Genomic DNA, 22940 nt, shown 5'->3' on the forward strand with positions numbered 1-22940 from the left:
GGCACCGCTGTCCATCCCCAACGAGAGGTAGCCCCTCATGTCGGTCCGTCGTGTCGCCCTGCTGACCGCCGGTGGTTTCGCACCGTGCCTGTCCTCCGCCGTCGGAGGTCTCATCGAGCGGTACACCGAGCTCGACCCGTCGATCGAGATCATCGCCTACCAGTACGGCTACCACGGCCTGCTGACCGGCACGAAGATCGAGATCGACGAGGAGGGCCGCCGTCAGGCGGGCGTCCTGCACCGGTTCGGCGGCTCGCCCATCGGCAACTCGCGCGTCAAGCTCACCAACGCCGCCGACTGCGTCAGGCGTGGGCTCGTCCGCGAGGGGCAGGACCCCCTGCACGTCGCCGCGGAGCAGCTCAAGGCCGACGGCGTGGACGTGCTGCACACCATCGGCGGCGACGACACGAACACCACCGCGGCGGACCTCGCGGCCTACCTCGCGGAGAACGACTACGACCTCACCGTGGTCGGCCTGCCGAAGACCATCGACAACGACGTGGTGCCGATCCGCCAGTCGCTCGGGGCGTGGACCGCCGCCGAGGAGGCCGCCGGGTTCGCGGCGAACGTCATCGGCGAGCACCGCTCGGGCCCGCGCATGCTGATCGTGCACGAGGTCATGGGCCGGCACTGCGGCTGGCTGACGGCGGCCGCCGCCGCGGAGTACCGCAAGTGGCTCGACGCCCAGGAGTTCGCCCCGGCGCTCGGCCTCACCCGTGAGCGCTGGGACGTGCACGCGGTGTTCCTGCCGGAGCTCGCGCTCGACATCGATGCCGAGGCCGAGCGTCTCAAGGCGATCATGGACACCGAGGGCAACGTCAACATCTTCCTGTCCGAGGGTGCGGGCATGCACGAGATCGTCGCGCAGCTCGAGGCCGCGGGCGAGGAGGTCCAGCGCGACCCGTTCGGGCACGTCAAGCTCGACACGATCAACCCGGGCCAGTGGTTCGCGAAGCAGTTCGCCGAGAAGCTGGGCGCCGAGAAGGTCATGGTCCAGAAGTCCGGCTACTACTCGCGCGCCGCGGCCGCGAACGCCGAGGACCTGCGCCTCATCAAGTCGATGACCGACCTCGCCGTCGAGTGCGCCCTGCGCGGCGAGGCCGGCGTGATCGGCCACGACGAGGAGGACGGTGACCGTCTCAAGGCGATCGCGTTCCCGCGCATCGCCGGTGGCAAGGCGTTCGACGTGCACACCGAGTGGTTCGGCGAGCTGCTGGCCGGCATCGGCCAGTCCCTCGTCCCGGCGCAGCCGGCCGAGCACTGAGGCGGACGGGCACCATGAGCAGCGCCGTCGACTCCGTCGCGCCGGGGACCGACCCGGACGGCCTGGACCGGTTCCGCGGCCTCGAGGCGCGGCAGCAGCCGGTCTGGCCCGACGCCGACAGCCTCGCCGCGGTCGTGGCGAGGCTGTCGGTCGCGGCGCCGCTCGTGGTGCCCGCCGAGGCCGACACCCTCACCGACCGCCTCGCGGCGGCAGGCCGGGGCGAGGCCTTCCTGCTGCAGGGCGGCGACTGCGCGGAGACCTTCGCCGACGCGAACGCCACCCGCATCCGCAACAAGGTCCGCACCATCCTGCAGATGGCCGTCGTGCTGACCCACGGTGCCAGCACGCCCGTGGTCAAGATGGGCCGGCTCGCCGGGCAGTACGCCAAGCCACGGTCGTCCGACGAGGAGACCCGTGACGGGGTGACGTTGCCGTGCTATCGCGGCGACATGGTCAACGGGCACGCGTTCACGTCCGGCTCGCGTACCCCGGACCCGGCACGGCTGGAGCAGGCCTACCGGATCTCGACGGCCACGGCGAACGTCGTGCGCGCCTTCACCCAGGGCGGCTACGCCGACCTGCGGCGGGTGCACGAGTGGAACCGGGGGTTCATGGAGAATCCTGCCTACGCCCGCTACGAGCGCACCGCGACGGAGATCGACCGCGCGATCCGCTTCATGGACGCCTGCGGGGCCGACTTCGACGCGCTGCGCACCGTCGAGTTCTTCCTCAGCCACGAGGCGCTCATCCTCGACTACGAGCGCGCGCTGACCCGCATCGACGCCCGCACGGGCAAGCCCTACGCGTCCAGCGCGCACTTCCTGTGGATCGGGGAGCGGACGCGGCAGCTCGACGGCGCCCACGTCGAGTTCCTCTCGCACGTGGCCAACCCGATCGGCGTCAAGCTGGGACCGACGACGAGCCCCGGTGACGCGATCGCGCTGGCGCGGCGCCTGAACCCCGAGAACCGCGAGGGGCGGCTGACCTTCATCACCCGCATGGGTGCCGGCCGCGTGCGCGACGTGCTCCCGGACGTCGTGGAGAAGGTGACGGCGGCGGGCGTCGCGGTCACCTGGGTCACCGACCCGATGCACGGCAACACCATCACCTCCGAGTCCGGCTACAAGACGCGCAGGTTCACGGACGTCCTGGACGAGGTCACCGGCTTCTTCGAGGTGCACCGCGCCCTGGGCACCGTGCCGGGCGGCCTGCACATGGAGCTGACCGGCGACGACGTCACCGAGGTGCTGGGCGGCAGCGAGGAGATCTCCGACGCCGGCCTGGCCGAGCGCTACGAGACGCTCGTGGACCCGCGCCTCAACCACCAGCAGTCGCTGGAGACTGCGTTCCAGGTCGCGGAGATGCTCACCAGACGGTGAGGGTCACGGTCGTGCCGACCGCTGCCGTGCCGTCCACGTCCTGGAACCGCACCGTGTCGAGCAGCCCGCCCAGGTAGCGGTTGACGTCGACGTCGAACCCGGCGTCCTCCAGCGCGCCGACGGCCTCCTCGCTCGACATGCCGACGACGTCCGGCACCTCGGCGTCGGGCGGGCCGGCGGAGAGGGTCAGGGTGACGGTGTCGGTGCGGCGAGCCGTGGCGCCCTGCTCCGGGTCCTGGCTGAGCACTCGCCCCTCGTCGACGTCGGTGGAGTGCTCCGGGTCGGAGTACTCCACCGCCAGTCCGGCGTCCGACAGGTCGCTCTCGGCGCCGTCCTTGCCGAGGCCGACCACCTGGGGCACGCGGACCGGTGCCGGCCCGTCCGAGACGGTGAGCCGGACGGCCGTGTCGTGCGGCTGCTCGGAACCCTCCGGGACCGAGACCTCGAGCACCTCGCCGGCCGGGGCGTCGTCGTCGTAGGCCGTGCGGGCCTCGTCGACGGCGAAGCCGGCCTCGCGCAGCGCCGCGCTCGCCGCGTCCTGCTCGGCACCGACCAGGCCGTCGGGGACCGTCAGCATGAGCACGCCGAGCGAGACGCTCAGGGTGACGGTCCCGTCGACGCGCACGGGGTCGCCGGGCACGGGGTCGGTGGTCACGACGTGCCCGGCGGGGACGTCGTCGTCGTGGGCCTCGACGGTGTCGGCCTCGAGGCCTTCGGCGGTGAGCGCCGCCAGCGCGTCGTCCTGCGTCGCGCCGGCGAGCTCGGCCGGGACGGTCGTCCACGCCCCGGGTCCGTCGGCGAACCACCACCAGGTGCCGTACGCCCCCGCCCCGAGGAGCACCGTCAGGACGGTGAGCCACACCACGAGCCGGCGTCGACCGCGAGGACGGCCGGGGGAGTCGGCGGCGTCGGCGCTGTCGTGCTCCAGCGTCCGGGCCGGGGAGGTGACGAGATGCTCGGTGTCGTGGGCCCGGACCGAGACCTCGGCGAAGAACCCGGCCGGGATCTCGTCGACGGCGGCGTCCTGCGCAGGCTCGACGGTCTCGATCCCCTCGGGCGACGAGTCGGTGGCCTCCGGCGCCGGGGCCGGGGGCTCCGGTGGGTCGGCGGCACGGGCGAGGACCGCGTCGTCGAGCACGGCGCGCAGCCCGACGACGGCGGCCAGCGCGGCACCCGCGTGCGCCGGGCGGCGGCTCGCGTCCCGCGCGGTGAAGGCGGAGACGAGCTCGTCCACGTCGGCGCCGAGCCAGTCCACCCGCTGGGACGGCGGCGGGAAGTCCTCGTGGACGTGGTGGAAGGCCACCTGGATCGGCGGCTCGCCCGGGTACGGCAGCGAGCCGGTGAGCATCTCGTGCAGCAGCACCCCGACGGCGTAGACGTCGGTGGCGGGGGTGCAGCCCCCGGACGTGATGACCTCCGGGGCCAGGTACGCGACGGTGCCGAGGATGGTGCCGGTGGCGGTCGAGGTCACCTCGGTGACGGCGCGGGCGAGCCCGAAGTCGGCCACCTTGACCTGGCCGTCGTCGTCGATGAGGACGTTCTCCGGCTTGACGTCCCGGTGGACCAGCCCGACCCGGTGCGCCGCCGACAGGGCGGCGAGCACCTGCTCGGCCACGTCCAGCGCGCGGTCCACGGTCAGCGGGCCGGCCTGCAGCTCGCCGCGCAGGTTGGTGCCCGGCACGTACTCCATGGTCAGGTAGCTGGTGGCTCCGTCGACCCCCTGGTCGTACACGGCGACGACGCCGGGGTGGGACAGCCGGGCCGAGGCGCGGGCCTCGCGACGGAACCGGGAGACGAAGCTCGCTCCCTCGACGCCCTCGGCGAGGTGGGGGTGCATCACCTTGACGGCGACCTCGCGCCCCAGGCGGCGGTCCTGCGCCCGGTAGACGGTCGCCATCCCTCCGCGGGCCACGCGCGCGACGATCTCGTACCGCCCGTCGACCAGGCGGCCGAGGAGAGGATCGGTCGTCGTGATGGCCACGTCAGCGAGTGTAGGAGCAGCGGCGCGGCACGGCCTGCAGGCGCGGCGGCATAGGCTGGGGCCGTGAACGACGCACCGCAGGACCTGCCCCTGGACGACCTCGACGATCTCGTCGGTGAATGGCTGACGCTGCCCGATCTCGCCGACGCCCTCGGTGTGGCACCGGGCCGGGCCCGGGGTCTGGTGGCCTCCCGCCACGTCATCGGGGTCAAGCGCGGCGAGCGCAACACCCTGCAGGTCCCGGCGGCGTTCGTCGTCACCGGCCCGCACGGCGACCCGGAGGTGCTCGAGACGCTGCGTGGCACCATCATCCTGCTCTCGGACCTCGGGGTGTCCGACGTCGAGGCGCTGCGGTGGCTGTTCACGCCGGAGGAGACGCTGGGGGCCACGCCGATCGAGGCGTTGCGCTCCGGCCGACGCGCCCCGGTCCGCCGGGCCGCTCAGTCCCTGGCCTGACGGCCGAGGCCTCCCTGGCCCTCAGGCGGCCCGGACGACGGCGGCACGGGCGAGGCCCTGGAGGACCTCCCGCCCCCGCGGGTCGAGATCGGCGGCGGCGAGGGCGGACATCCCGGCCGCCGCGAGGTCGTCGATGAGGGTCTCCACACCGGCCACGGCTCCCGACGCGACGATCGCGGCACGGAGCGTGGCGACGTCGTCGTCGGTCAGCCGCGGGTCGCCCAGGTGCTTGGTGACGAGGCGGCGTGCGTCGTCGTCGCCGTGGGCGAGCGTCCGGGCGATGAGCACCGTGCGCTTGCCCTCGCGCAGGTCGTCGCCGGCGGGCTTGCCGGTGACCGCCGGGTCGCCGAAGACGCCGAGCAGGTCGTCGCGGAGCTGGAAGGCCTCGCCGAGCGGCAGCCCGGCCGCGCCGATCGCGTCGACGCGGTCCGACGTCGCCCCGGCCAGGACCGCTCCCAGCATGAGCGGCCGCTCGACGGAGTAGCGGGCGGACTTGGCCCGCAGCACGAGCCGAGCGCGCTCCTCGTCGGCGGCGGGGTCCTCGCCCCACGGCTCCGCCTGGACGAGCATGTCGAGGTACTGCCCGACGACGACCTCGCTGGTCATCGCGTCGAAGAGGTCCCGCGCGGCGCGGGAGACGGGGGCGTCCAGGGCGTCGAGGGCCGAGGCCGCCTCCCGGTGGCAGGCGACCAGGCACAGGTCGCCGAGCAGGATCGCCGCGGCCGTGCCGAACCGCTCGGCCTCGCCCGTCCAGCGCTGCGCCACGTGCCGTGCCTCGAACACCCGGTGCGCCGTCGGCCGGCCGCGGCGGGTGTCCGAGGCGTCCATGACGTCGTCGTGCAGCAGGGCGGCGGCCTGGAACAGCTCGAGCGCGGCACCGACCCGGACGACGGCGTCGCGGGCGGCCCCGTGGGACGCTCCGCCGTGCGCGCGGAAGGACCAGTAGCAGAACGCGGCGCGCAGGCGCTTCCCACCCTCCAGGAGGCTCGAGACCTGGTCGGTCATCGCCGTCGTGCCGGGGCCGGTGGCTGCGACCTCGTCGACCAGGCCGGCCAGGTGCCGCTCCAGGGCGGCGTCGACGTCGTGGCGCAGGTTCTCGGTCTCGACCAGGTCGGAGGCGGCAGACATGGTCCACAGCCTAGTGGGGCGGGGAGCTGTGCAGCTCGGTCTACCCGGCCTCGGCGGTGACGTCGAGGACGCTGCCGGACAACGACACGAGGCGGCGGTCCCCGTCGTCGAGCACTCCCAGCAGGACGGTCTCCACCCGCGGCTTCTTCTTGCCCTTGGTGCGGGTGTACGCCGTCTGGACGGTCAGGGCGGACGCGTCGACCGTCTCGGACTCCTCGAACCCCGCCTCGTCGAGGCGCTCGGCGTACCGGTCGACGACCTCCTGCGTGCTCAGCCCGGTGGACAGGTTCAAGGAGATCTCGAGCAGGTCGTCCTGCGCGGGGACGGCGGAGCTGGCCAGGACGGCCGAGTCCTCCGGTGCGCCGAGGAGGTCGGTCGGGAAGTCCGGGGCGTACCCGCCGACCGCCGTCGCGGGGTCGAACGACGGCAGGGCGGTCGGGGAGGGCGCCTCGAGCTCGGCACCGGGGCCGGGCGGGGGAGTGTCGTCCACGGGCTGCGCGTGGCAGCCGCTCGTCGCCGCCAGGCCGAGCGCCAGGGAGGCGCACAGGGCGCCACGCGTGGCGCGACGGCGAGAGGTCGGGGGCACGGCCTCACGGTAGCGGGTCCCCACCCCCAGCGGACACCGTCCCCAACAAGGTTCCCGGCCGTGTCCGGGCCGATGGTGGCTGCGCTCTGATCAGAGGCATGACCACCAGCCTGGACCTTCCCGACCCGACGACCATCCCGCTGCGGTCTCCGCACGACGTGCTCGCCGCCGTGCCCTACCGCCTCGGCTTCCGGCCGACCGAGAGCATCGTGCTCGCCTGCACGACCGCGCAGGACGAGCCCGGTCTCGTCGCCCGGGTGGGGCTCGAGGACCTGCGGTCACCAGGAGCCGACGCCGGGCTGGCGGCGCTCGCCCGCGCCGTCGCCGGCACACGCCCCGAGCGTTGTCTGCTCGCGCTGTACACCTCCCACGACGTCAGCGCCGCGGCCGACGCGCTCGAGGCCGTCCTGGACGCCGTCGAAGCGGTCGTCCCCGTGGACCCCTGGCTCGTCACGCCCGACGGCTACCGGGGGCTCGGCTGCGAGGACCCCACCTGCTGTCCCGAGCCGGGGCACCCGCTCGGAGCGCTCGACAGCAGCGAGATCGGTGCCGCGTACGTCCTCGCGGGGCACGTGGCGGCGGACTCCGCGCAGGCGGCGTTCGCGATCGCCCGGGCGTCCGACGCCGCCCGCAACCTCGCCGGTCGCGCCGCGCGGCGCAGCGAGATCGCCCGTGGGCGCACCGCGGGCGACGATGCCGGACGCCTCCGTTGGCGCGGGGATGCCCTGGATGCGTGGCGTGAGGCGCTGCGCACCGTCGAGGTCGGGCAGGGTCCGGACGGCGGTGACGGTGGCCTGGGTCCCGCTCTGCTCGGCAGGGTCGCGGCCGGCCTCGCGGACCGTGCCGTCCGGGACGCGGTGCTGCTGACCCTGCTGCCCGGCGGGGAGGAGGCGGCGCGCGCCACGACGGGCGCCGGCGACCGTGCGACCGTCGACGAGGAGACCGGCCAGGCGTTGGGCCGGGTGGTCGACCCGGCGCGAGGCGTCGCACCCGACGTCGAGGTCATCGCGCGGGCGCGTGCCGTCCTGGAGCAGGTGGACGCGCACGTGCCGCAGAGGCTGCGTGCTGCCGGGCTCACGTTGCTCGCCTTCCTGGCGTGGTGGGCCGGTGACGGCCCCCGGGCGTCCTACCGGGTGGCCGAGGCGCTCGACGTCGACGAGTCGTACCGTCTCGCGCGACTGGTGCACTGCGTCGTGTCCTCGGCCCTGCCGCCCGGCTGGATCCGCGCACGAGCCGGCAGGGCGAGACACCCGGCCCCGAGCAGGACGCGGCCCACGGGCGACGTCCGGTAGCGTGCCACCCATGGCGATCGTCGTGGGACATCTGGGAACGCCCGAGGGCAGGGAAGCGCTCGTGGCCGCGGTCTCCGAGGCGCGGCAACGTGAGAAGGCTCTCCTCGTGGTGAGCTCGGGGTCGAACCCGGCCCCCGAGGAGCTCGAGGCCCTCGCCGGCCGTCTCGCCGACGCCGGCGTCGAGCATCGCGTCGTCCCGGGCACCGGTGACCTCGCCGACGACCTGGTCCGGACCGCCTCCGACGAGCACGGCGAGCTCATCGTCATCGGCCTGCGACGACGCAGCCCGGTGGGCAAGCTCATCCTCGGGTCCGGCGCCCAGCGCATCCTGCTCGAGGCGCCCTGCCCCGTCCTCGCCGTCAAGCCCTGACCGCCCCCGGATGCCGTCGCCGTCCAGGGAATAGGGGGCTGGCAACCCGGTGTTCACCTCGATATCACACGCGTCCCCACCCGGGATCGTGGTCCAGGACACGGTGCGGACGCCGTGTGCTCCACCGGCTGGTAGATGTCGCCGGTACAATAGAGGTATCCGCTCGAGCCGAGAGGTCCCCGTCCCCGGCTGACACGGCGGTTCACCGCCCCCTCGAATGCCGAAAGGTCGGTTTGTGGCGTCCACTGCGCAGAACCCCCCGCTGCCCCGCGAGTTCGACAACTCTGCCCTCTCCGAGCTGCTCGCTCGGGGGACCGCCGACGGTCGCGTCGACGCGGAGAGCTTCCGCACCGCGTGCGAGACCGCCGCGGTGGGTGACCCCAAGCGCCTGAAGGCGGTGCTGCGCGCGTTCGCCACGGCAGGCGTCGAGATCGGTGTGCCGGTCGCCACCAAGGTGGCCGCGGCGTCGACCAGCAGCGCCGCGACGAAGACGGAGGCGCGGGCCAAGGCTCCCGCCGCGAAGAAGGCTGCGACGTCGTCGGCGAAGAAGTCGACGAGCTCACGGTCCACCACGGAGACGTCCGCCTCCTCGGCGCAGGACGCTCCGGAGGACTCCGCCGCGGAGAAGAAGGCCCCGGCCAAGAAGGCTCCCGCGAAGGCTGCCGCCAAGAAGGCGGCTCCTGCGGTGAAGACCACGCGCAAGGCCGCAGCCAAGGCGCACAAGCCGGCGCCCGAGCCGGACGGCGTGCCCGTGGAGGACGACGACGAGCCGGAGCAGGTGCCCGAGCGGATCACCGCCCTGCCGCGCAACGGCCGCAAGAAGGAGGACGAGCGCGGCGGCTTCGTCGTCTCCGACACCGACGACGACGACCAGCCGGCCCAGCAGGTCGTCACCGCCGGCGCCACGGCCGACCCGGTCAAGGACTACCTGAAGCAGATCGGCAAGGTCGCGCTGCTGAACGCCGAGCAGGAGGTCGACCTCGCCAAGCGGATCGAGGCCGGTCTCTTCGCCGAGGAGCGCCTGAACAACGACTTCCCGGACTTCGACCGCACCAAGGCCAACGCCGAGGAACGGCGCATGTGGCGAGACCTGAAGTGGATCGCCCACGACGGCCGCCGGGCCAAGAACCACCTGCTCGAGGCCAACCTGCGCCTCGTGGTCTCCCTGGCCAAGCGCTACACGGGCCGCGGCATGCTGTTCCTGGACCTCATCCAGGAGGGCAACCTCGGTCTGATCCGTGCGGTGGAGAAGTTCGACTACACCAAGGGCTACAAGTTCTCGACGTACGCCACGTGGTGGATCCGCCAGGCGATCACGCGGGCGATGGCCGACCAGGCCCGCACGATCCGTATCCCCGTGCACATGGTCGAGGTCATCAACAAGCTCGCTCGTGTGCAGCGCCAGATGCTCCAGGACCTGGGCCGCGAGCCCCTGCCGGAGGAGCTGGCCAAGGAGCTCGACATGACCCCCGAGAAGGTCGTCGAGGTCCAGAAGTACGGTCGTGAGCCCATCTCCCTGCACACCCCCCTCGGCGAGGACGGCGACAGCGAGTTCGGTGACCTCATCGAGGACTCCGAGGCCGTGGTCCCCTCCGACGCGGTGTCGTTCACGCTCCTGCAGGAGCAGCTGCACCAGGTGCTGGACACGCTGTCCGAGCGGGAGGCCGGCGTGGTCTCGATGCGGTTCGGTCTCCAGGACGGGCAGCCCAAGACGCTCGACGAGATCGGCAAGGTCTACGGCGTGACGCGTGAGCGGATCCGCCAGATCGAGTCCAAGACGATGTCGAAGCTGCGGCACCCGTCGCGCTCGCAGGTGCTGCGCGACTACCTCGACTGAGCCGGAAGCGACCGAGCTCGTCACGCACGAAGGCCCCGCACCCATGGGTGCGGGGCCTTCGTCGTGCTCGGGGCGTCTCTCGACCGTGGACGCGTGGTGTCAGCGCGCGCCGTGCTCGGCGTGCAGACGGTCGGTCTCGTCCTGGACGTGCTGGGCGACGGACTGGTAGGCGTCGGCGTGCGCCCGTGCGTGGTGCCCGCAGAAGAGGAGCTCTCCGACGGGCAGCACGACGCGCACGTAGGCCTGGGCGCCGCAGCGGTCGCAGCGGTCGGCGGCGGTCAGCGGCTCGGTCGTCTCTTCGGTCGTTGTGCTCACGACACCATCAAACCATCTGGCGGTGCCGTTGTTCCCGCCCGGGGGGTCTGGTTCGCTGCGGGCGATCACGGCGTGGGTCACACCCGGGCCGCGAGGGCGGAGCGCCTGCCCCGGTCGCGGCGGGAACTCGACTACCCTCGGGGGCGTGACAGCCACCTCCGAGTCCGGTTACACCGCGCGCCACCTCTCCGTCCTCGAGGGTCTCGAGGCCGTCCGCAAGCGACCCGGCATGTACATCGGGTCGACCGACTCCCGCGGCCTCATGCACTGCCTGTGGGAGATCATCGACAACTCCGTGGACGAGGCGCTCGGTGGCCACGCCACGAAGATCCGCGTGGTGCTGCACGCCGACTCCTCGGTGACCGTCGAGGACGACGGCCGCGGCATCCCGGTGGACCGAGAGAGCAAGACCGGGCTGTCCGGCGTCGAGGTGGTGTTCACCAAGCTGCACGCCGGTGGGAAGTTCGGCGGCGGCTCGTACACGGCCTCGGGTGGTCTGCACGGCGTGGGAGCGTCGGTCGTCAACGCGCTCTCGGCCCGTCTCGACGTCGAGGTGGACCGTTCCGGCAAGACGTACCGCATGACGTTCCACCGCGGCGAGCCCGGCCTGTTCGACGACCCGGCCACGGGGCCGACGCCGGACGCCCCCTTCGAGCCGTTCGTCGACCACAGCGAGCTGCCCGTCGTCGGCAAGGCGCCGCGCAAGGTGACCGGGACCCGGGTGCGCTACTGGGCGGACCGCCAGATCTTCCCGAAGTCGGCCGTGTTCGCCTACGACGAGCTCGTGACCCGCGCCCGCCAGACGACCTTCCTGGTGCCCGGCCTGGAGATCACGGTGCGCGACGAGCGCGGGCTGCCCGGCACGCCCGGGGAGAACGGTCCGCACGAGGAGGTCTTCCAGCACTCCGGCGGTGCGGTGGACTTCGTGGAGTTCCTCGCCCCGGACACTCCCGTCACCGCGACCTGGCAGCTCCAGGGCTCGGGGACCTTCACCGAGACGGTGCCGGTGCTGGACGCCAAGGGCCACATGTCGCCCCAGGAGGTGCGGCGCGACTGCGAGGTCGACATCGCGCTGCGGTGGGGTTCCGGGTACGAGACCGAGCTGCGCACGTTCGTCAACATCATTGCCACGCCCAAGGGCGGGTCGCACCGCACCGGGTTCGAGCAGGGCCTGCTCAAGACCGTGCGCAAGCAGGTCGAGGCGAACGCGCGCCGGCTGAAGGTCTCGACGCGGGACACCTCGGAGCGGATCGAGAAGGACGACGTGCTCGCCGGCCTCACCGCCGTGGTGACCGTGCGGCTCGCCGAGCCGCAGTTCGAGGGCCAGACCAAGGAGGTCCTCGGCACCGCGCCGGTGCGCCAGATCGTCTCCCGGGTGGTGGAGAACGAGCTCAAGGCGCTGATGACCTCCACCAAGCGCGACGAGAAGGCCCAGTCGTCGCTGCTGATGGAGAAGGTCGTCGCCGAGATGCGAGCGCGCATCACCGCCCGCAAGCAGAAGGAGATCTCTCGGCGCAAGAACGCCCTGGAGTCCTCCTCGCTGCCCGCCAAGCTCGCCGACTGCCGCAGCGACGACGTCCAGCGGTCCGAGCTGTTCATCGTCGAGGGTGACAGCGCCCTCGGGACGGCCAAGCTGGCGCGGTCGAGCGACTTCCAGGCGCTGCTGCCCATCCGCGGCAAGATCCTCAACGTCCAGAAGGCGTCGATCAGCGACATGCTGCGCAACGTCGAGTGCGCGGCGATCATCCAGGTGATCGGTGCCGGCTCGGGACGGTCCTTCGACCTGGACGCCGCGCGCTACGGCAAGATCGTGCTCATGACCGACGCCGACGTCGACGGCGCCCACATCCGCACCCTGCTGCTGACGCTGTTCTACCGGTACATGCGTCCGCTGCTGGCCGACGGGCGCGTCTTCGCCGCCGTCCCGCCGCTGCACCGCATCGAGGTGGTGGGCTCCGGACGGCGCAAGGGGGAGTACCTGTACACGTACTCCGAGGCCGAGCTCAACGCCACCCTGCGCAAGCTCGACAAGGCGGGGCGCCGCTACAAGGACGACATCCAGCGGTACAAGGGCCTGGGGGAGATGGACGCCGACCAGCTCGCCGAGACCACGATGGACCCTCGTCACCGCACGTTGCGCCGGGTGACGGTGGAGCACGCCGAGGCCGCCGAGCGTGTCTTCGAGCTGCTCATGGGCTCCGACGTCGCCCCGCGCAAGGAGTTCATCGTCGCGGGGGCGCACGCGCTGGACCGGTCGCAGATCGACGCCTGACGGCCGGGGGAGCGTGGAGCCGGAGCAGCGTCCGCATGGCGGCGCTGGACCTCAACGGTTCTCGTCGGCGGCTAGGCTCGTCCCCGTGAAGACCATGATGCGCAAGACGTCGTCCCGCCTGCTGACCGCGACCGCGGCCGGAGTGCTCAGCATCGGCCTGCTGGCCGGCTGCACCGGCGAGGACGACCCGGCCCCGGAGGCGAGCGTCGAGGCCTCGACGGAGGCTGACGCCGGGGACGAGGCGCCGGCGCAGGACGTCACCGAGCTGTCCTACGCGGGCGAGGACGGACAGACCGCCCTCGATCTGCTGCTCGTGCACGACCCCGAGGCCGAGGTGAGCGGCGAGGGCGAGATGGCCTTCGTCACCGCGATCAAGGGCCACGCTGCCGAGGACGGTGCGGAGTTCTGGGCCTTCTACGTCGACGGTGAGATGGCGCAGGTCGGCGCCGGCTCGTTCGAGACCGAGGACGGCCAGCAGATCCAGTGGAAGCTCGAGGAGATCGAGTGAGCCCCGCCGCCACGCCCGAGCGGCTGCCCGACCTGAGCGCGCGCGACCTGGCGGAGCGCTGGTGGCGCCCTGCCGTCGCCGTCCTGCTCGTCGTGGCGGCGGTCGTGTGGCGGCTCGTCAAGGACGACCTCGGCGCCCCGCCGAACCTCGAGCTGTCGACGTTCGCCGCCTTCGCCGCGGCGGGCCTCCTGCGGCACCGGCTCGCGATGCTCGCCCCGCTGGTGGTCGTGGCCGTCAGCGACGTCTTCCTCACCAACTCGGCGATCCTGCTGTTCACGTGGTCGGCCTGGGCCGCGATCGGTGTCGTGGCGTGGTGGACCCGTGGTGCCTCCGGTGGACGGCGCTTCCTGGCCGCGGTGATGTTCGGCGCCGGGAGCTCGATCGGCTTCTACCTCTGGACCAACTTCGGCGTCTGGCTGCAGGGCCGTGGCACGTTCTACCCGGCCGGCTTCGACGGCCTGCTGGCCAGCTATGTGGCCGGCCTGCCGTTCCTGCGTCCGATGCTGCTGGGCAACCTGGTGCTGCTGCCGGTCGCGGCCGCCGTCGTCGCGCTGGTCGAGCGGCTCGAGCACGCGCACGTGCTCGGGACCGCGCCCGGCCGCGCGTGACGCCCACCGAGGGCGGATAGCCGCGTCCCTGCTCAACGGCGCTCCGGAGCGGTCAGGTCTCCGGTCCCCGGGGTGCCGTCGACCAGTCCGTAGTGCAGGTGCACGACGCCGCGGGGGCTCGCCGTCGGCGGGTCCAGCAGCGTGAGGTTGGCGGGGATCTCGCCGCCGTCGAACACCTTCTTGCCGCCGCCGAGCACGACGGGATAGAGCCACAGGTCGAGCCGGTCGAACAAGCGCTCGTGCAGCAGCGTCTGGACGAGGTCGAGACTCCCGATGACCTTGACGTCCTCGTGCCGGTCGCGGACCTCGTCGATGGCCCGGGGCAGGTCGGGGCCGAGCTGGGTGGAACCGGCCCATGCCAGCTCCGGCGCCCCGCGGGAGGCGACGTACTTGGGGATGCGGTTGAACAGCGTGGCGATGTCGTCGTCCGGGCCGCCACCTTGATGGGGCCAGTGAGCAGCGAAGATGTCATAGGTGCGCCGCCCGAGCAGCAGGGCGTCCGTGCCCTCCAGGGCGGCAGAGACCTGGTCTCCGGTGACGTCGTCGAACAGCGGCGCCTGCCAGCCGCCGAACCTGAATCCGCCCTCGGTGTCCTCGTCGGGCCCGCCGGGGGCCTGGCCGACGAGGTCCAGCGTGGCGAAGAGCTCGATCCCGAGAGTTCCCATGGTGTCCTCCAGCGGTGCGGGTGGTCGAGGATCAGACCGGTACCCGGCGCAGGAATCATCGGCGGTGCGCAGGGACCGCGCGGCGAGATCGCGAAACTTTGCGCTGCGACTCGCTACGCTGGGGCCATGCCGAACCTCCGTGCCGACGGCGTCCCGCGCCCTACGCTCGCCCGCGTGGCCGCGGAGACCGACGTGTCCGTCTCGACGGTCTCGAAGGTGCTCAACGGCCGGGCCGGTGTGTCGTCGGCGACGCGTGAGCGAGTGGAGAAGGCGCTCCGGGAGCACGGCTACAGCCGGCGCAACCAGGTGCAGCCGTCGGCCCGGTTCATCGAGCTGGTCTTCAGTCGCATCGACAACAGCTGGGCTCTGGAGATGATCATCGGTGCCGAGAAGGTGGCCCGCGAGTCCGGCATGAGCGTCCTGCTGACCGAGTCCGGTGACCGGCACTCGCCGGGCCCGGAGTGGGTGTCGGGGGTGCTGGCCCGTCAGCCCGCGGGGGTGATCCTGATGTTCTCGGACCTGTCCCGCGAGGACCGCCGGATGCTGCGCACGCGAGACATCCCGTTCGTCGTCATCGATCCGGCCGGCGACCCACCGCCCGACGTGGCGTCGGTCGGCACCGCGAACTGGTCGGGCGGGTTCATGGCCACCCGGCACCTCATCGAGCTCGGGCACACCGAGATCGCCATCATCACGGGTCCCGACGACATGCTGTGCTCGACGGCTCGGCTGTCGGGCTACCGGGCTGCGATGGACGCCGCCGGGCTGAGCGTCCCTGCCGGGTTCGTCGTCTCGGGGGACTTCCATCATGAGGACGGTCTGGAGCGGGGAGGCGAGCTGCTCGACAGGGCACGGCGCCCCACGGCGATCTTCGCCGGCAGCGACCTGCAGGCGCTCGGCGTCTACGAGGCGGCCAGGGAGCGCGGTGTCGGGATCCCGGACGAGCTGTCCGTCGTCGGGTTCGACGACATCCGCCCCGCCGCGTGGGCGGGGCCTCCGCTGACGACGGTGCGTGCCCAGCTCACGGAGATGGCCGAGACCGCGGCACGACTCGTCCTGCGGATGCGCCGGGAGGCCACGCCCGAGCGGATCGAGCTGGCCACCCGCATGGTCGTGCGGTCCAGCACCGCCGCTCCGCCGGCGGGGGGCTGACGATGCGGGCAGAGCCGATCGGTGCGCCGTGCACCTTCCACGGTGAGGGTCCCTTCTGGGACGGCGTCAGGGACGAGCTGCTCGTCGTCGACATGCTCGCGGGGGACGTCGTCCGGTTCGACGGCGCGGGCGTTCCGACCCGCCGCCATGTCGGGGACGTGGCGGCGGTCGTGCGTGCGCGCCGCGGCGGCGGGTACGTCCTCGCCCTCGAGCGTGGGTTCGCGCTGGCCGACGCCGAGCTGTCGGTCACGGAAGAGATCGCCGTGCTCGAGGGTTCGGCGGTGCGGATGAACGACGGCGGCTGCGACCCCCAGGGGCGGTTCTACTGCGGCACCATGGCGTACGACGTGACCCCGGGTGCCGGTCGCCTGTACCGCTTGGACACCGACCGGACGGTCACCACCGTCCTGGACGGCGTGACGATCTCGAACGGGTTGCAGTGGAGCGTCGACGGCTCCCTGGCCTACTACAACGACACACCGACCGGGCGGGTCGACGTGTTCGACGTCGACCCCGACACCGGCGAGTTCTCCGGCCGTCGGCCGTTCGCCGTCGTCCCCGACGACGCCGGGAAGCCGGACGGCATGGCCGTCGATGCCGAGGGCGGCGTCTGGATCGCCCTGTGGGAGGGCGGCCGGGTGCACCGGTACGACGCCGGGGGCATCCTGACCGAGGTCGTCGAGGTGGCGGCGAGCCGGACGACGGCGTGCACGTTCGGCGGGCCGGACGGGCGGACGCTGTTCGTCACGACGTCCCGCCTGGGCGTCGACGACGCCGCAGAGCCCTTGGCAGGTGCGGTCTTCGCCGTCGACACCGGCGTCGTGGGCGCGACGCAGCACGCGTACGCCGGCTGACGGCGACCGTGCCTCAGGAATGCTCCAGGATGCCGTCCACGCGTCGCGGAACATCCCACGGGTTCGCTTCCCGCAGCGGAGGAGGCAGCAGCCCGTCGGGCACCGACTGAAAGCTGACCGGCCGCAGGAACCGTTCGACGGCGGCTGTCCCGACGGACGTCGTCGACGCGGCCGTGGTCGCCGGGTAGGGGCCGCCGTGCTCCATCGCGTGGGTCACCGAGACTCCTGTCGGCCAGCCGTTCCACAGCACACGCCCCGCCCGGTCGGCGAGGACGTCGAGCAGCGAACCGACGAGACCGGTCTCCGTCTCCGTCCCCTGGACGGTCGCCGTGAGCTGGCCGTCGATCGCCGCCGCGGCCTCGACGAGCTGGCCGGGGTCGTCGTAGGAGACGATCAGCGCGGCCGGGCCGAAGCACTCCACCTCGAGCTGTTCGCGTGCCCGGGCGTGCTGGTCGTAGGTCGTCGCGAAGAGCGTGAGGGCGGGTTCGGCCGCCACGTCGGGGCTGCCCGCGAGCACCGCGACCTCGGGCCGTGCGGCGAGCTCGCCGACGGCGGTGGCGAAACCCTCATGGGTGCGTTCGTTCAGCATGGGCGCGCCCGGCAGCCCGGTCGCGGCCTCGGCGAGGCGCTCGGTGAGCCCTGACCCGGAGGGGACGAAGACGAGTCCCGGTTTGGTGCAGAACTGCCCTACGCCGAGCGTCGCGGACCCGACGAACCCGTCGGCGATCTCCCGGGCACGGTGCTCGGCGGCGCCGGGGGTCACGAAGACGGGGTTCACGCTGCCGAGCTCGCCGAAGAACGGGATCGGGTCGGGGCGGGCGGCCGCGAGGTCGAACAGGGCGCGGCCACCGGCCAGCGACCCGGTGAAGGCGCCTGCCTTGATCCGAGGGTCCGAGACGAGCCGACGGCCGTTCTCGGTCCCGACGACGAGGCCGAACAGTCCGTCGGGCGCCCCGGCCGCACGCAGGGCGTCGGTCACGACCTGCGACGTGAGACGCGAGAGCCGGAGGTGACCCGGGTGCGCCTTGACGACGACGGGGCACCCGGCAGCCAGCGCCGACGCGGTGTCTCCGCCGGCCACCGAGAACGCGAACGGGAAGTTGCCGGCGGACCAGACGGCGACCGGGCCGAGCGGGCGCAGCATGCGCCGCAGGTCGGGCCGCGGTCCCATGCCCCATTCCGGGTCGGCGTGGTCGATCCGGACGCCGAGGTAGGAGCCCTCGCGCAGGACGTCCGCGAACAACCCGAGCTGGAACGTCGTGCGCACCAGCTCGCCGCGCAGCCGCGGTTCGGGAAGGTGGGTCTCCTCCTGCGCGACCTGGACGAGCGCGTCGGCGGCGGTCGTGAGCGCCTCGGCGACGGAAGCGAGCCACCCGGCCCGGGCGGCCGGTGTGGCGGTAGCCGCCTGCTCGGCGGCAGCCGCGGCAGCGGCGACGGTCTGCTCGAGCTCGGCGTCGGACGTCGGTACGGTCGGCTCGTTCATCGTGTCTCCTGCGTCTCGGGGCGTCGTCCGACCACGACGACGCGGTTGGTCAAGGATCCGATCCCGTCGACCTCGATCCGCACGACGTCGCCCGCGGCGAGGGTGAAGTCCGCACCGGGGACGATGCCGGTCCCGGTGAGCAGCACGGCGCCGGCCGGGAGGTCGAGCGCGAGCACGAGCCACCCGGCGAGGGCGTCGAGGTCGCGGGCGAGCTCGGCCGTCGTCGTGGATCCGGTGAACACCTCCTCGTCGTCGCGCTCGACGGTGAGCCGGACGGCCCAGGGGCCCTCCGGCGCCGCCCAGACCGGGACGATCTGCGTCCCGAGCGCGCACGAGCGGGTGTAGACCTTGGCCTGCGGGAGGTACAGCGGGTTGTCGCCCTCGATGGATCGGCTGCTCATGTCGTTGCCGACGACGTAGCCGAACACGGCCCCGGCCCGGTTCACGACGAGACCCAGCTCGGGTTCCGGGACGTCCCAGCCGGAGTCGGCCCGGATGCCGACGTCCTCGCCGTCGGTGACCACCCGGGCGGCCGTCGACTTGAAGAACAGCTCGGGCCGCTCCGCGGTGTAGACGCGGTCGTAGATCGAGGGCTCGGTCGACTCCTCGGTGCGGCCGTCCCGGCTGCGTCGGTAGGTCACCCCGGCGGCCCAGACCTCCTGCTCGTCGACGGGTGGCAGCAGGCCGGCGCCGGGGTCGATCACGGAGCCTTCGGCCCGTGCGGTGTCCACCGCCCGGCGGGCCGCGTCGAGCGGCAGGGCGAGCAGCGCGCCGAGCGTCGTGCCCAGGCTCCGCATCCCGCCGTCGTCGGCCCGGACGGCCCACCGGGGCCCGTCGGGGGACTGGACCCGGACGATGGCCCCCGGGGTCCCGGCCTGCATCGATGACTGCTCAGTGTGACTCACGTGCTACCTCCGCACCGCTCGAGCCGACGAGGAAGTCGAGGTCCGCGCCGGTGTTCGCCTGCTGCACGTGGTCCACGTACAGCTTCTCCCATCCGCGATCAGGTGCCGCGAACCCGTCGGCCGTCGCCGCCGGGACGCGGCGTGAGCTCAGCTCGTCCTCGGGCACGAGGAGCTTGAGCCGCCGTGCCGGGACGTCGAGGAGGATCTCGTCACCGTCCCGGACGAGTGCGAGGGTCCCTCCGGCCGCGGCCTCCGGGGCGACGTGCAGGACCACGGTGCCGTACGCGGTCCCGCTCATCCGACCGTCGCAGATGCGCACCATGTCGCGGACGCCCTGGGCGAGGATCTTCGGGGGCAGCGGGAGGTTGGCCACCTCGGGCATCCCCGGGTAGCCCTTCGGCCCGCATCCGCGCAGCACCAGGACGGACGTCGCGTCGACGTCGAGGTCCGGGTCGTCGATGCGTGCGGCGAAGTCCTCGACCGAGTCGAACACGACCGCGCGGCCGCGGTGGACGAGCAGCTCCGGGCTGGCGGCGGCGGGCTTGATGACGGCGCCGTCCCTGGCCAGGTTGCCGTGCAGGACGGCGATGCCCGCGTCGGGGGCGAGGGGTCGGGACCGCGGCGCGATGACGTCCTCGTCCCACACGGGGTTGGTCCCGAGGTAGGACGCCAGCGGGCGACCGGTGACGGTGATCGGGTCGTCGTCGAGCAGGTCGGCCACCTGGTCGAGGACGGCGAGCAGGCCGCCGGCGCGGAACAGGTCCTCCATGAGGTGCGCGCCCGCGGGCTGCAGGTTCACCAGGAGGGGCACGTCGGCACCGATCCGGTCGAAGTCCTCGAGCGTGAGCTCGATGCCGAGCCGACCGGCGATCGCCAGGAGGTGCACGACGGCGTTGGTCGAGCCGCCGACGGCGGCCAGGGCCACGATCGCGTTGGTGAACGAGCCGCGCGTGACGACCTGGCTGATCGTGCGTCCGGCCGCCACCTGCTCGACGGCGAGACGGCCGGAGGCGTGCGCCGCCTCCAGCAGGCGGCTGTCCGCGGCGGGTGTGCCGGCCAGCCCGGGGATCGTCGTGCCCAGGGCCTCGGCCATCACAGCCATCGTGGAGGCGGTGCCCATGGTGTTGCAGTGCCCGCGGCTGCGGATCATCGAGGACTCGGAGCGCAGGAACGTGGCCTGGTCGAGGCGGCCCGCCCGGACCTCCTCGCTCAGCTTCCACACCCCGGTCCCGCACCCGAGGGGCGAGCCGCGGAAGGTGCCGTTGAGCATGGGCCCGCCCGGAACGACGACGGCGGGCAGGTCCACCGAGGCGGCGGCCATGAGCAGCGCGGGGATGGTCTTGTCGCACCCGCCCAGCAGCACGAGGCCGTCGACGGGGTTGGCTCGGAACATCTCCTCCATGGACATGGCGGCCAGGTTGCGCCAGAGCATGGCCGTGGGTCGCACGAGGGTCTCGCCGAGGGACATGACGGGAAGGTCCAGGGGGATGCCGCCGGCCTCGTAGACACCGTTCTTCACGGACTGCGCGACCTCGTCGAGGTGTGCGTTGCAGGGCGTGAGGTCGGAGGCGGTGTTGGCGATGGCGATCTGCGGCCGGCCCTCGAACGCGCTGGAGGGTACGCCGCGGCGCATCCAGGCACGGTGCAGGTAGGCGTTGCGGTCGTCGCCCCCGTACCACTCGCTGCTGCGGAGCGTGGTCAAGTCTTGGACTCCTTCGTCGAAGAAATGTTTCGGTTGCGAGACCGAAGATTTTCTGGTGGCAGCGTAGGAATCGGAGGAGGCCCTGTCAAGGGTTGCCGCGGCCAGCCTCGGATGTCTAGCCTGTCGCAAGCCGAAACGTTGAGCGCAAAGTTTCGCTCTCGTCATCCGACCTCTGGCGTCGTCGCCTGAAGGGGAGCCCCATGACTGTCTTGCATGTCGCCATCACCGGATCGGACTCCGCGGCGGGGAGCGCGACCGCTCCGCTGCGCACCGTCAACCGCGCGGCCGCGCTGGCTCGACCGGGAGACACCGTCCGTGTGCACGCCGGTGAGTACCGCGAGTGGGTCAAGCCCGCTCGCGGCGGGCTCAGCGACTCCCGTCGCATCACCTACGAGGCTGCCGAGGGCGAGCACGTGGTGATCAAGGGCTCGGAGCCGGTCACGGACTGGAGCCGGGAGGACGGCGACGTCTGGCGTGCCGAGATCCCGAACGCGGTCTTCGGCGACTTCAACCCGTTCGACCAGGCGGTGGAGGGCGACTGGTTCGTACCACCGGCCGGCGGTGGGGTGCCGCACCTCGGTGAGGTGTACCTCGACGGGCGCAGCCTCTACGAGGTGCACGAGCTCGCCGCGGTGGCCGACCCGCCGCTGCGGACCGAGGACGTCGACGACTGGACCGGAGCTCCCCAGGCCATCGACGACCCGGAGCGGACGCGGTACGTCTGGTACGCGGAGGTCGGTCCGGAGGTGACCACCCTGTGGGCGAACTTCCAGGGAGCCGACCCTCGCGCACGCCTGGTCGAGGTCAACGTGCGCCGGTCGGTGTTCTACCCGACCGAGCATCACCTCGACTTCATCACCGTACGGGGGTTCGAGCTGGCCCAGGCGGCGACGCCGTGGGCGCCGCCGACCGCCGACCAGCCAGGGCTGATCGGACCCAACTGGGCCAAGGGCTGGATCATCGAGGACAACGTCATCCACGACGCCAAGTGCTCGGCGATCTCGCTGGGCAAGGAGGCCTCGACCGGGCACAACTTCTCGTTCCACCGCGGTGACAAGCCGGGCTACCAGTACCAGCTCGAGTCCGTCTTCTCCGCTCGCCGGATCGGGTGGGACCGTGAGCACATCGGCTCCCACCTGGTACGCCGGAACACGATCTTCGACTGTGGGCAGAACGGCGTCGTCGGTCACCTCGGTGCGGTGTTCTCGCGGATCGAGGACAACCACATCCACCACATCGGGACCAAGCGGGAGTTCTACGGGTACGAGATCGGCGGCATCAAGCTGCACGCCGCGATCGACGTGCAGATCGTCCACAACCGCATCCATGACTGCACCATGGGCACCTGGCTCGACTGGCAGACCCAGGGGGCGCGCGTGTCCCGCAACGTCTTCTCCGCGAACACGCGCGACCTGTTCGTGGAGGTCAGCCACGGCCCCTACGTGGTGGACAACAACATCCTGGCGTCGGGCATCGCCCTGGAGGTCTTCAGCCAGGGTGGCGCGTTCGTCAACAACCTCGTCGCCGGTGCCGTGCGACTCGAGGCCGTCCTCGACCGCGCCACGCCGTACCACCGGCCGCACAGCACCCAGGTCGCCGGGTTCGCCGTCGTCGACGGCGGGGACGATCGCTACCTCGGCAACATCTTCGTCGGTGGTGATGCGCGGCCGGCCTACCTGCCGGGGAGCCCTGGCTACGGTCCGAGCTCACACGGCACGGCGGGGTACGACGGCTGCCCGCCCGACTTCGAGGCCTACCTGGCCAGGGTGAACGAGACGGTGGGCGACCACCGGCGGTTCTATGGCGTCCGCCAGGCCGCGTACATCCAGCACAACGTGTATGCCAACGGTGCTCGCTCCTACGAGGCGGAGAGGGGCGCCGTCGTCCTCGATGTCCCGGTGACCTTCGCCGTCGTCGACGAGGGGGAGGCGGTCTACCTCGAGTGCGATCTCCCCGAGCCGGTGGCCACCGGCTGGAGCGGGCCGGTGACGAGCTCCGACCTGCCGCGGGCGAGGATCGTCGACGCCGACTTCGAGGAGCCTGACGGATCGCCGCTCGTCATCGACGCGGACCTCCTCGGCGTCGCCCGGCAGCCCGGGCAGGCGTACCCGGCGGGACCGCTGGCGGAGATGCCCACCGGCGCCCGCCGGACACGGGTGTGGTGAGCCCGGGGAATTCCTACG

General features: G+C 72.4%; 20 protein-coding genes. 12 read left to right on the forward strand and 8 right to left on the reverse strand.

All coding sequences use genetic code 11. The annotated features are described in order from the left end of the window. Positions 1–37 precede the first annotated feature (37 nt). Positions 38–1264 carry a pyrophosphate--fructose-6-phosphate 1-phosphotransferase gene (locus tag HDG69_RS11985; RefSeq protein ID WP_171784073.1) on the forward strand — a complete coding sequence of 409 codons (1227 nt, stop codon included), beginning with the start codon at positions 38–40 and terminating at the stop codon, positions 1262–1264. Positions 1265–1278: 14 nt separating this feature from the next. Next, entirely contained in the window at positions 1279–2643 is a 1365-nt protein-coding gene (locus HDG69_RS11990) for a class II 3-deoxy-7-phosphoheptulonate synthase (protein ID WP_171784074.1), read from the forward strand. Here the strand turns inward: HDG69_RS11990 and pknB are convergent. Beyond that, complete coding sequence (gene pknB / locus HDG69_RS11995) at positions 2630–4624, reverse strand: Stk1 family PASTA domain-containing Ser/Thr kinase (protein WP_171784075.1); 1995 nt, start codon at positions 4622–4624, stop codon at positions 2630–2632. The genes HDG69_RS11990 and pknB overlap by 14 nt on opposite strands. Before the next feature lie 63 nt (positions 4625–4687). Between pknB and HDG69_RS12000 the strand changes: the two genes are divergently transcribed. Next, positions 4688–5080: an Rv2175c family DNA-binding protein gene (locus tag HDG69_RS12000; protein WP_171784076.1), complete on the forward strand. Its 393-nt coding sequence runs from the start codon at positions 4688–4690 to the stop codon at positions 5078–5080. 21 nt (positions 5081–5101) lie between these two features. Here the strand turns inward: HDG69_RS12000 and HDG69_RS12005 are convergent, their stop codons facing one another. Together HDG69_RS12005 and HDG69_RS12010 are read right to left on the reverse strand one after the other, a co-directional pair. Next, positions 5102–6208 carry a polyprenyl synthetase family protein gene (locus tag HDG69_RS12005; protein WP_171784077.1) on the reverse strand — a complete coding sequence of 369 codons (1107 nt, stop codon included), beginning with the start codon at positions 6206–6208 and terminating at the stop codon, positions 5102–5104. A gap of 40 nt (positions 6209–6248) precedes the next feature. Next, entirely contained in the window at positions 6249–6794 is a 546-nt protein-coding gene (locus HDG69_RS12010) for a hypothetical protein (protein WP_171784078.1), read from the reverse strand. 98 nt (positions 6795–6892) lie between these two features. Between HDG69_RS12010 and HDG69_RS12015 the strand changes: the two genes are divergently transcribed. From HDG69_RS12015 to HDG69_RS19085, 3 genes are all read left to right on the forward strand, one after another. Beyond that, positions 6893–8086 carry a DUF4192 domain-containing protein gene (locus HDG69_RS12015; RefSeq protein WP_171784079.1) on the forward strand — a complete coding sequence of 398 codons (1194 nt, stop codon included), beginning with the start codon at positions 6893–6895 and terminating at the stop codon, positions 8084–8086. A 10-nt stretch (positions 8087–8096) separates the two neighbouring features. After that, entirely contained in the window at positions 8097–8456 is a 360-nt protein-coding gene (locus tag HDG69_RS12020; RefSeq protein ID WP_171784080.1) for a universal stress protein, read from the forward strand. Between the two features lie 235 nt (positions 8457–8691). After that, a complete protein-coding gene (locus HDG69_RS19085; RefSeq protein ID WP_343036413.1) occupies positions 8692–10293 on the forward strand; it encodes an RNA polymerase sigma factor in 1602 nt (533 codons plus the stop codon). A gap of 99 nt (positions 10294–10392) precedes the next feature. Here HDG69_RS19085 and HDG69_RS12030 read toward each other — a convergent pair whose 3' ends face one another. Next, entirely contained in the window at positions 10393–10608 is a 216-nt protein-coding gene (locus HDG69_RS12030; protein WP_171784081.1) for a DUF7455 domain-containing protein, read from the reverse strand. 145 nt (positions 10609–10753) lie between these two features. Here HDG69_RS12030 and HDG69_RS12035 point away from each other — a divergent pair, with 145 nt between their 5' ends. From HDG69_RS12035 to HDG69_RS12045, 3 genes are all read left to right on the forward strand, one after another. After that, positions 10754–12880: a DNA gyrase subunit B gene (locus HDG69_RS12035; RefSeq protein WP_171784082.1), complete on the forward strand. Its 2127-nt coding sequence runs from the start codon at positions 10754–10756 to the stop codon at positions 12878–12880. Between the two features lie 94 nt (positions 12881–12974). Beyond that, positions 12975–13388: a DUF4430 domain-containing protein gene (locus HDG69_RS12040; protein ID WP_246256625.1), complete on the forward strand. Its 414-nt coding sequence runs from the start codon at positions 12975–12977 to the stop codon at positions 13386–13388. Beyond that, complete coding sequence (locus HDG69_RS12045; protein WP_343036415.1) at positions 13385–13996, forward strand: DUF6580 family putative transport protein; 612 nt, start codon at positions 13385–13387, stop codon at positions 13994–13996. Before HDG69_RS12040 ends, HDG69_RS12045 begins: the two co-directional genes overlap by 4 nt. Before the next feature lie 32 nt (positions 13997–14028). Here HDG69_RS12045 and HDG69_RS12050 read toward each other — a convergent pair whose 3' ends face one another. Beyond that, positions 14029–14661, reverse strand: coding sequence for a dihydrofolate reductase family protein (locus tag HDG69_RS12050; protein ID WP_171784084.1), 633 nt, complete (start codon positions 14659–14661; stop codon positions 14029–14031). A 126-nt stretch (positions 14662–14787) separates the two neighbouring features. Here HDG69_RS12050 and HDG69_RS12055 point away from each other — a divergent pair, with 126 nt between their 5' ends. Further along, positions 14788–15813: a LacI family DNA-binding transcriptional regulator gene (locus tag HDG69_RS12055; protein ID WP_171784085.1), complete on the forward strand. Its 1026-nt coding sequence runs from the start codon at positions 14788–14790 to the stop codon at positions 15811–15813. Positions 15814–15815: 2 nt separating this feature from the next. Next, a complete protein-coding gene (locus HDG69_RS12060; protein WP_171784086.1) occupies positions 15816–16667 on the forward strand; it encodes an SMP-30/gluconolactonase/LRE family protein in 852 nt (283 codons plus the stop codon). A gap of 13 nt (positions 16668–16680) precedes the next feature. Here HDG69_RS12060 and HDG69_RS12065 read toward each other — a convergent pair whose 3' ends face one another. From HDG69_RS12065 to HDG69_RS12075, 3 genes are read right to left on the reverse strand one after another with little or no spacing between them, the layout of a single operon-like run. Next, positions 16681–18150: an aldehyde dehydrogenase (NADP(+)) gene (locus tag HDG69_RS12065; RefSeq protein WP_171784087.1), complete on the reverse strand. Its 1470-nt coding sequence runs from the start codon at positions 18148–18150 to the stop codon at positions 16681–16683. Further along, positions 18147–19031, reverse strand: coding sequence for a fumarylacetoacetate hydrolase family protein (locus HDG69_RS12070; protein ID WP_171784088.1), 885 nt, complete (start codon positions 19029–19031; stop codon positions 18147–18149). The genes HDG69_RS12065 and HDG69_RS12070 overlap by 4 nt, the downstream gene beginning before the upstream one ends. A 10-nt stretch (positions 19032–19041) precedes the next feature. Then, positions 19042–20757, reverse strand: coding sequence for an IlvD/Edd family dehydratase (locus HDG69_RS12075; protein ID WP_246256613.1), 1716 nt, complete (start codon positions 20755–20757; stop codon positions 19042–19044). 200 nt (positions 20758–20957) lie between these two features. On the opposite strand from HDG69_RS12075, the gene HDG69_RS12080 reads away from it, so the two are divergent. After that, positions 20958–22922 carry a right-handed parallel beta-helix repeat-containing protein gene (locus HDG69_RS12080; RefSeq protein WP_171784090.1) on the forward strand — a complete coding sequence of 655 codons (1965 nt, stop codon included), beginning with the start codon at positions 20958–20960 and terminating at the stop codon, positions 22920–22922. Positions 22923–22940: the final 18 nt, after the last annotated feature.

The sequence above is a fragment of the Isoptericola halotolerans genome (genome assembly GCF_013149785.1).
GTDB lineage: Bacteria > Actinomycetota > Actinomycetes > Actinomycetales > Cellulomonadaceae > Isoptericola > Isoptericola halotolerans.

Bases quoted from the DNA above. Each gene is read 5' to 3' on its own strand.
- HDG69_RS12080 (WP_171784090.1), top strand. From the start codon at position 20,958: ATGACTGTCTTGCATGTCGCCATCACCGGATCGGACTCCGCGGCGGGG.
- HDG69_RS11985 (WP_171784073.1), top strand. From the start codon at position 38: ATGTCGGTCCGTCGTGTCGCCCTGCTGACCGCCGGTGGTTTCGCACCG.
- HDG69_RS12055 (WP_171784085.1), top strand. From the start codon at position 14,788: ATGCCGAACCTCCGTGCCGACGGCGTCCCGCGCCCTACGCTCGCCCGC.
- HDG69_RS12060 (WP_171784086.1), top strand. From the start codon at position 15,816: ATGCGGGCAGAGCCGATCGGTGCGCCGTGCACCTTCCACGGTGAGGGT.
- HDG69_RS11990 (WP_171784074.1), top strand. From the start codon at position 1,279: ATGAGCAGCGCCGTCGACTCCGTCGCGCCGGGGACCGACCCGGACGGC.
- HDG69_RS12005 (WP_171784077.1), bottom strand. From the start codon at position 6,208: ATGTCTGCCGCCTCCGACCTGGTCGAGACCGAGAACCTGCGCCACGAC.
- HDG69_RS12070 (WP_171784088.1), bottom strand. From the start codon at position 19,031: ATGCAGGCCGGGACCCCGGGGGCCATCGTCCGGGTCCAGTCCCCCGAC.
- HDG69_RS12065 (WP_171784087.1), bottom strand. From the start codon at position 18,150: ATGAACGAGCCGACCGTACCGACGTCCGACGCCGAGCTCGAGCAGACC.
- HDG69_RS12040 (WP_246256625.1), top strand. From the start codon at position 12,975: ATGATGCGCAAGACGTCGTCCCGCCTGCTGACCGCGACCGCGGCCGGA.
- HDG69_RS12050 (WP_171784084.1), bottom strand. From the start codon at position 14,661: ATGGGAACTCTCGGGATCGAGCTCTTCGCCACGCTGGACCTCGTCGGC.
- HDG69_RS12015 (WP_171784079.1), top strand. From the start codon at position 6,893: ATGACCACCAGCCTGGACCTTCCCGACCCGACGACCATCCCGCTGCGG.
- HDG69_RS12020 (WP_171784080.1), top strand. From the start codon at position 8,097: ATGGCGATCGTCGTGGGACATCTGGGAACGCCCGAGGGCAGGGAAGCG.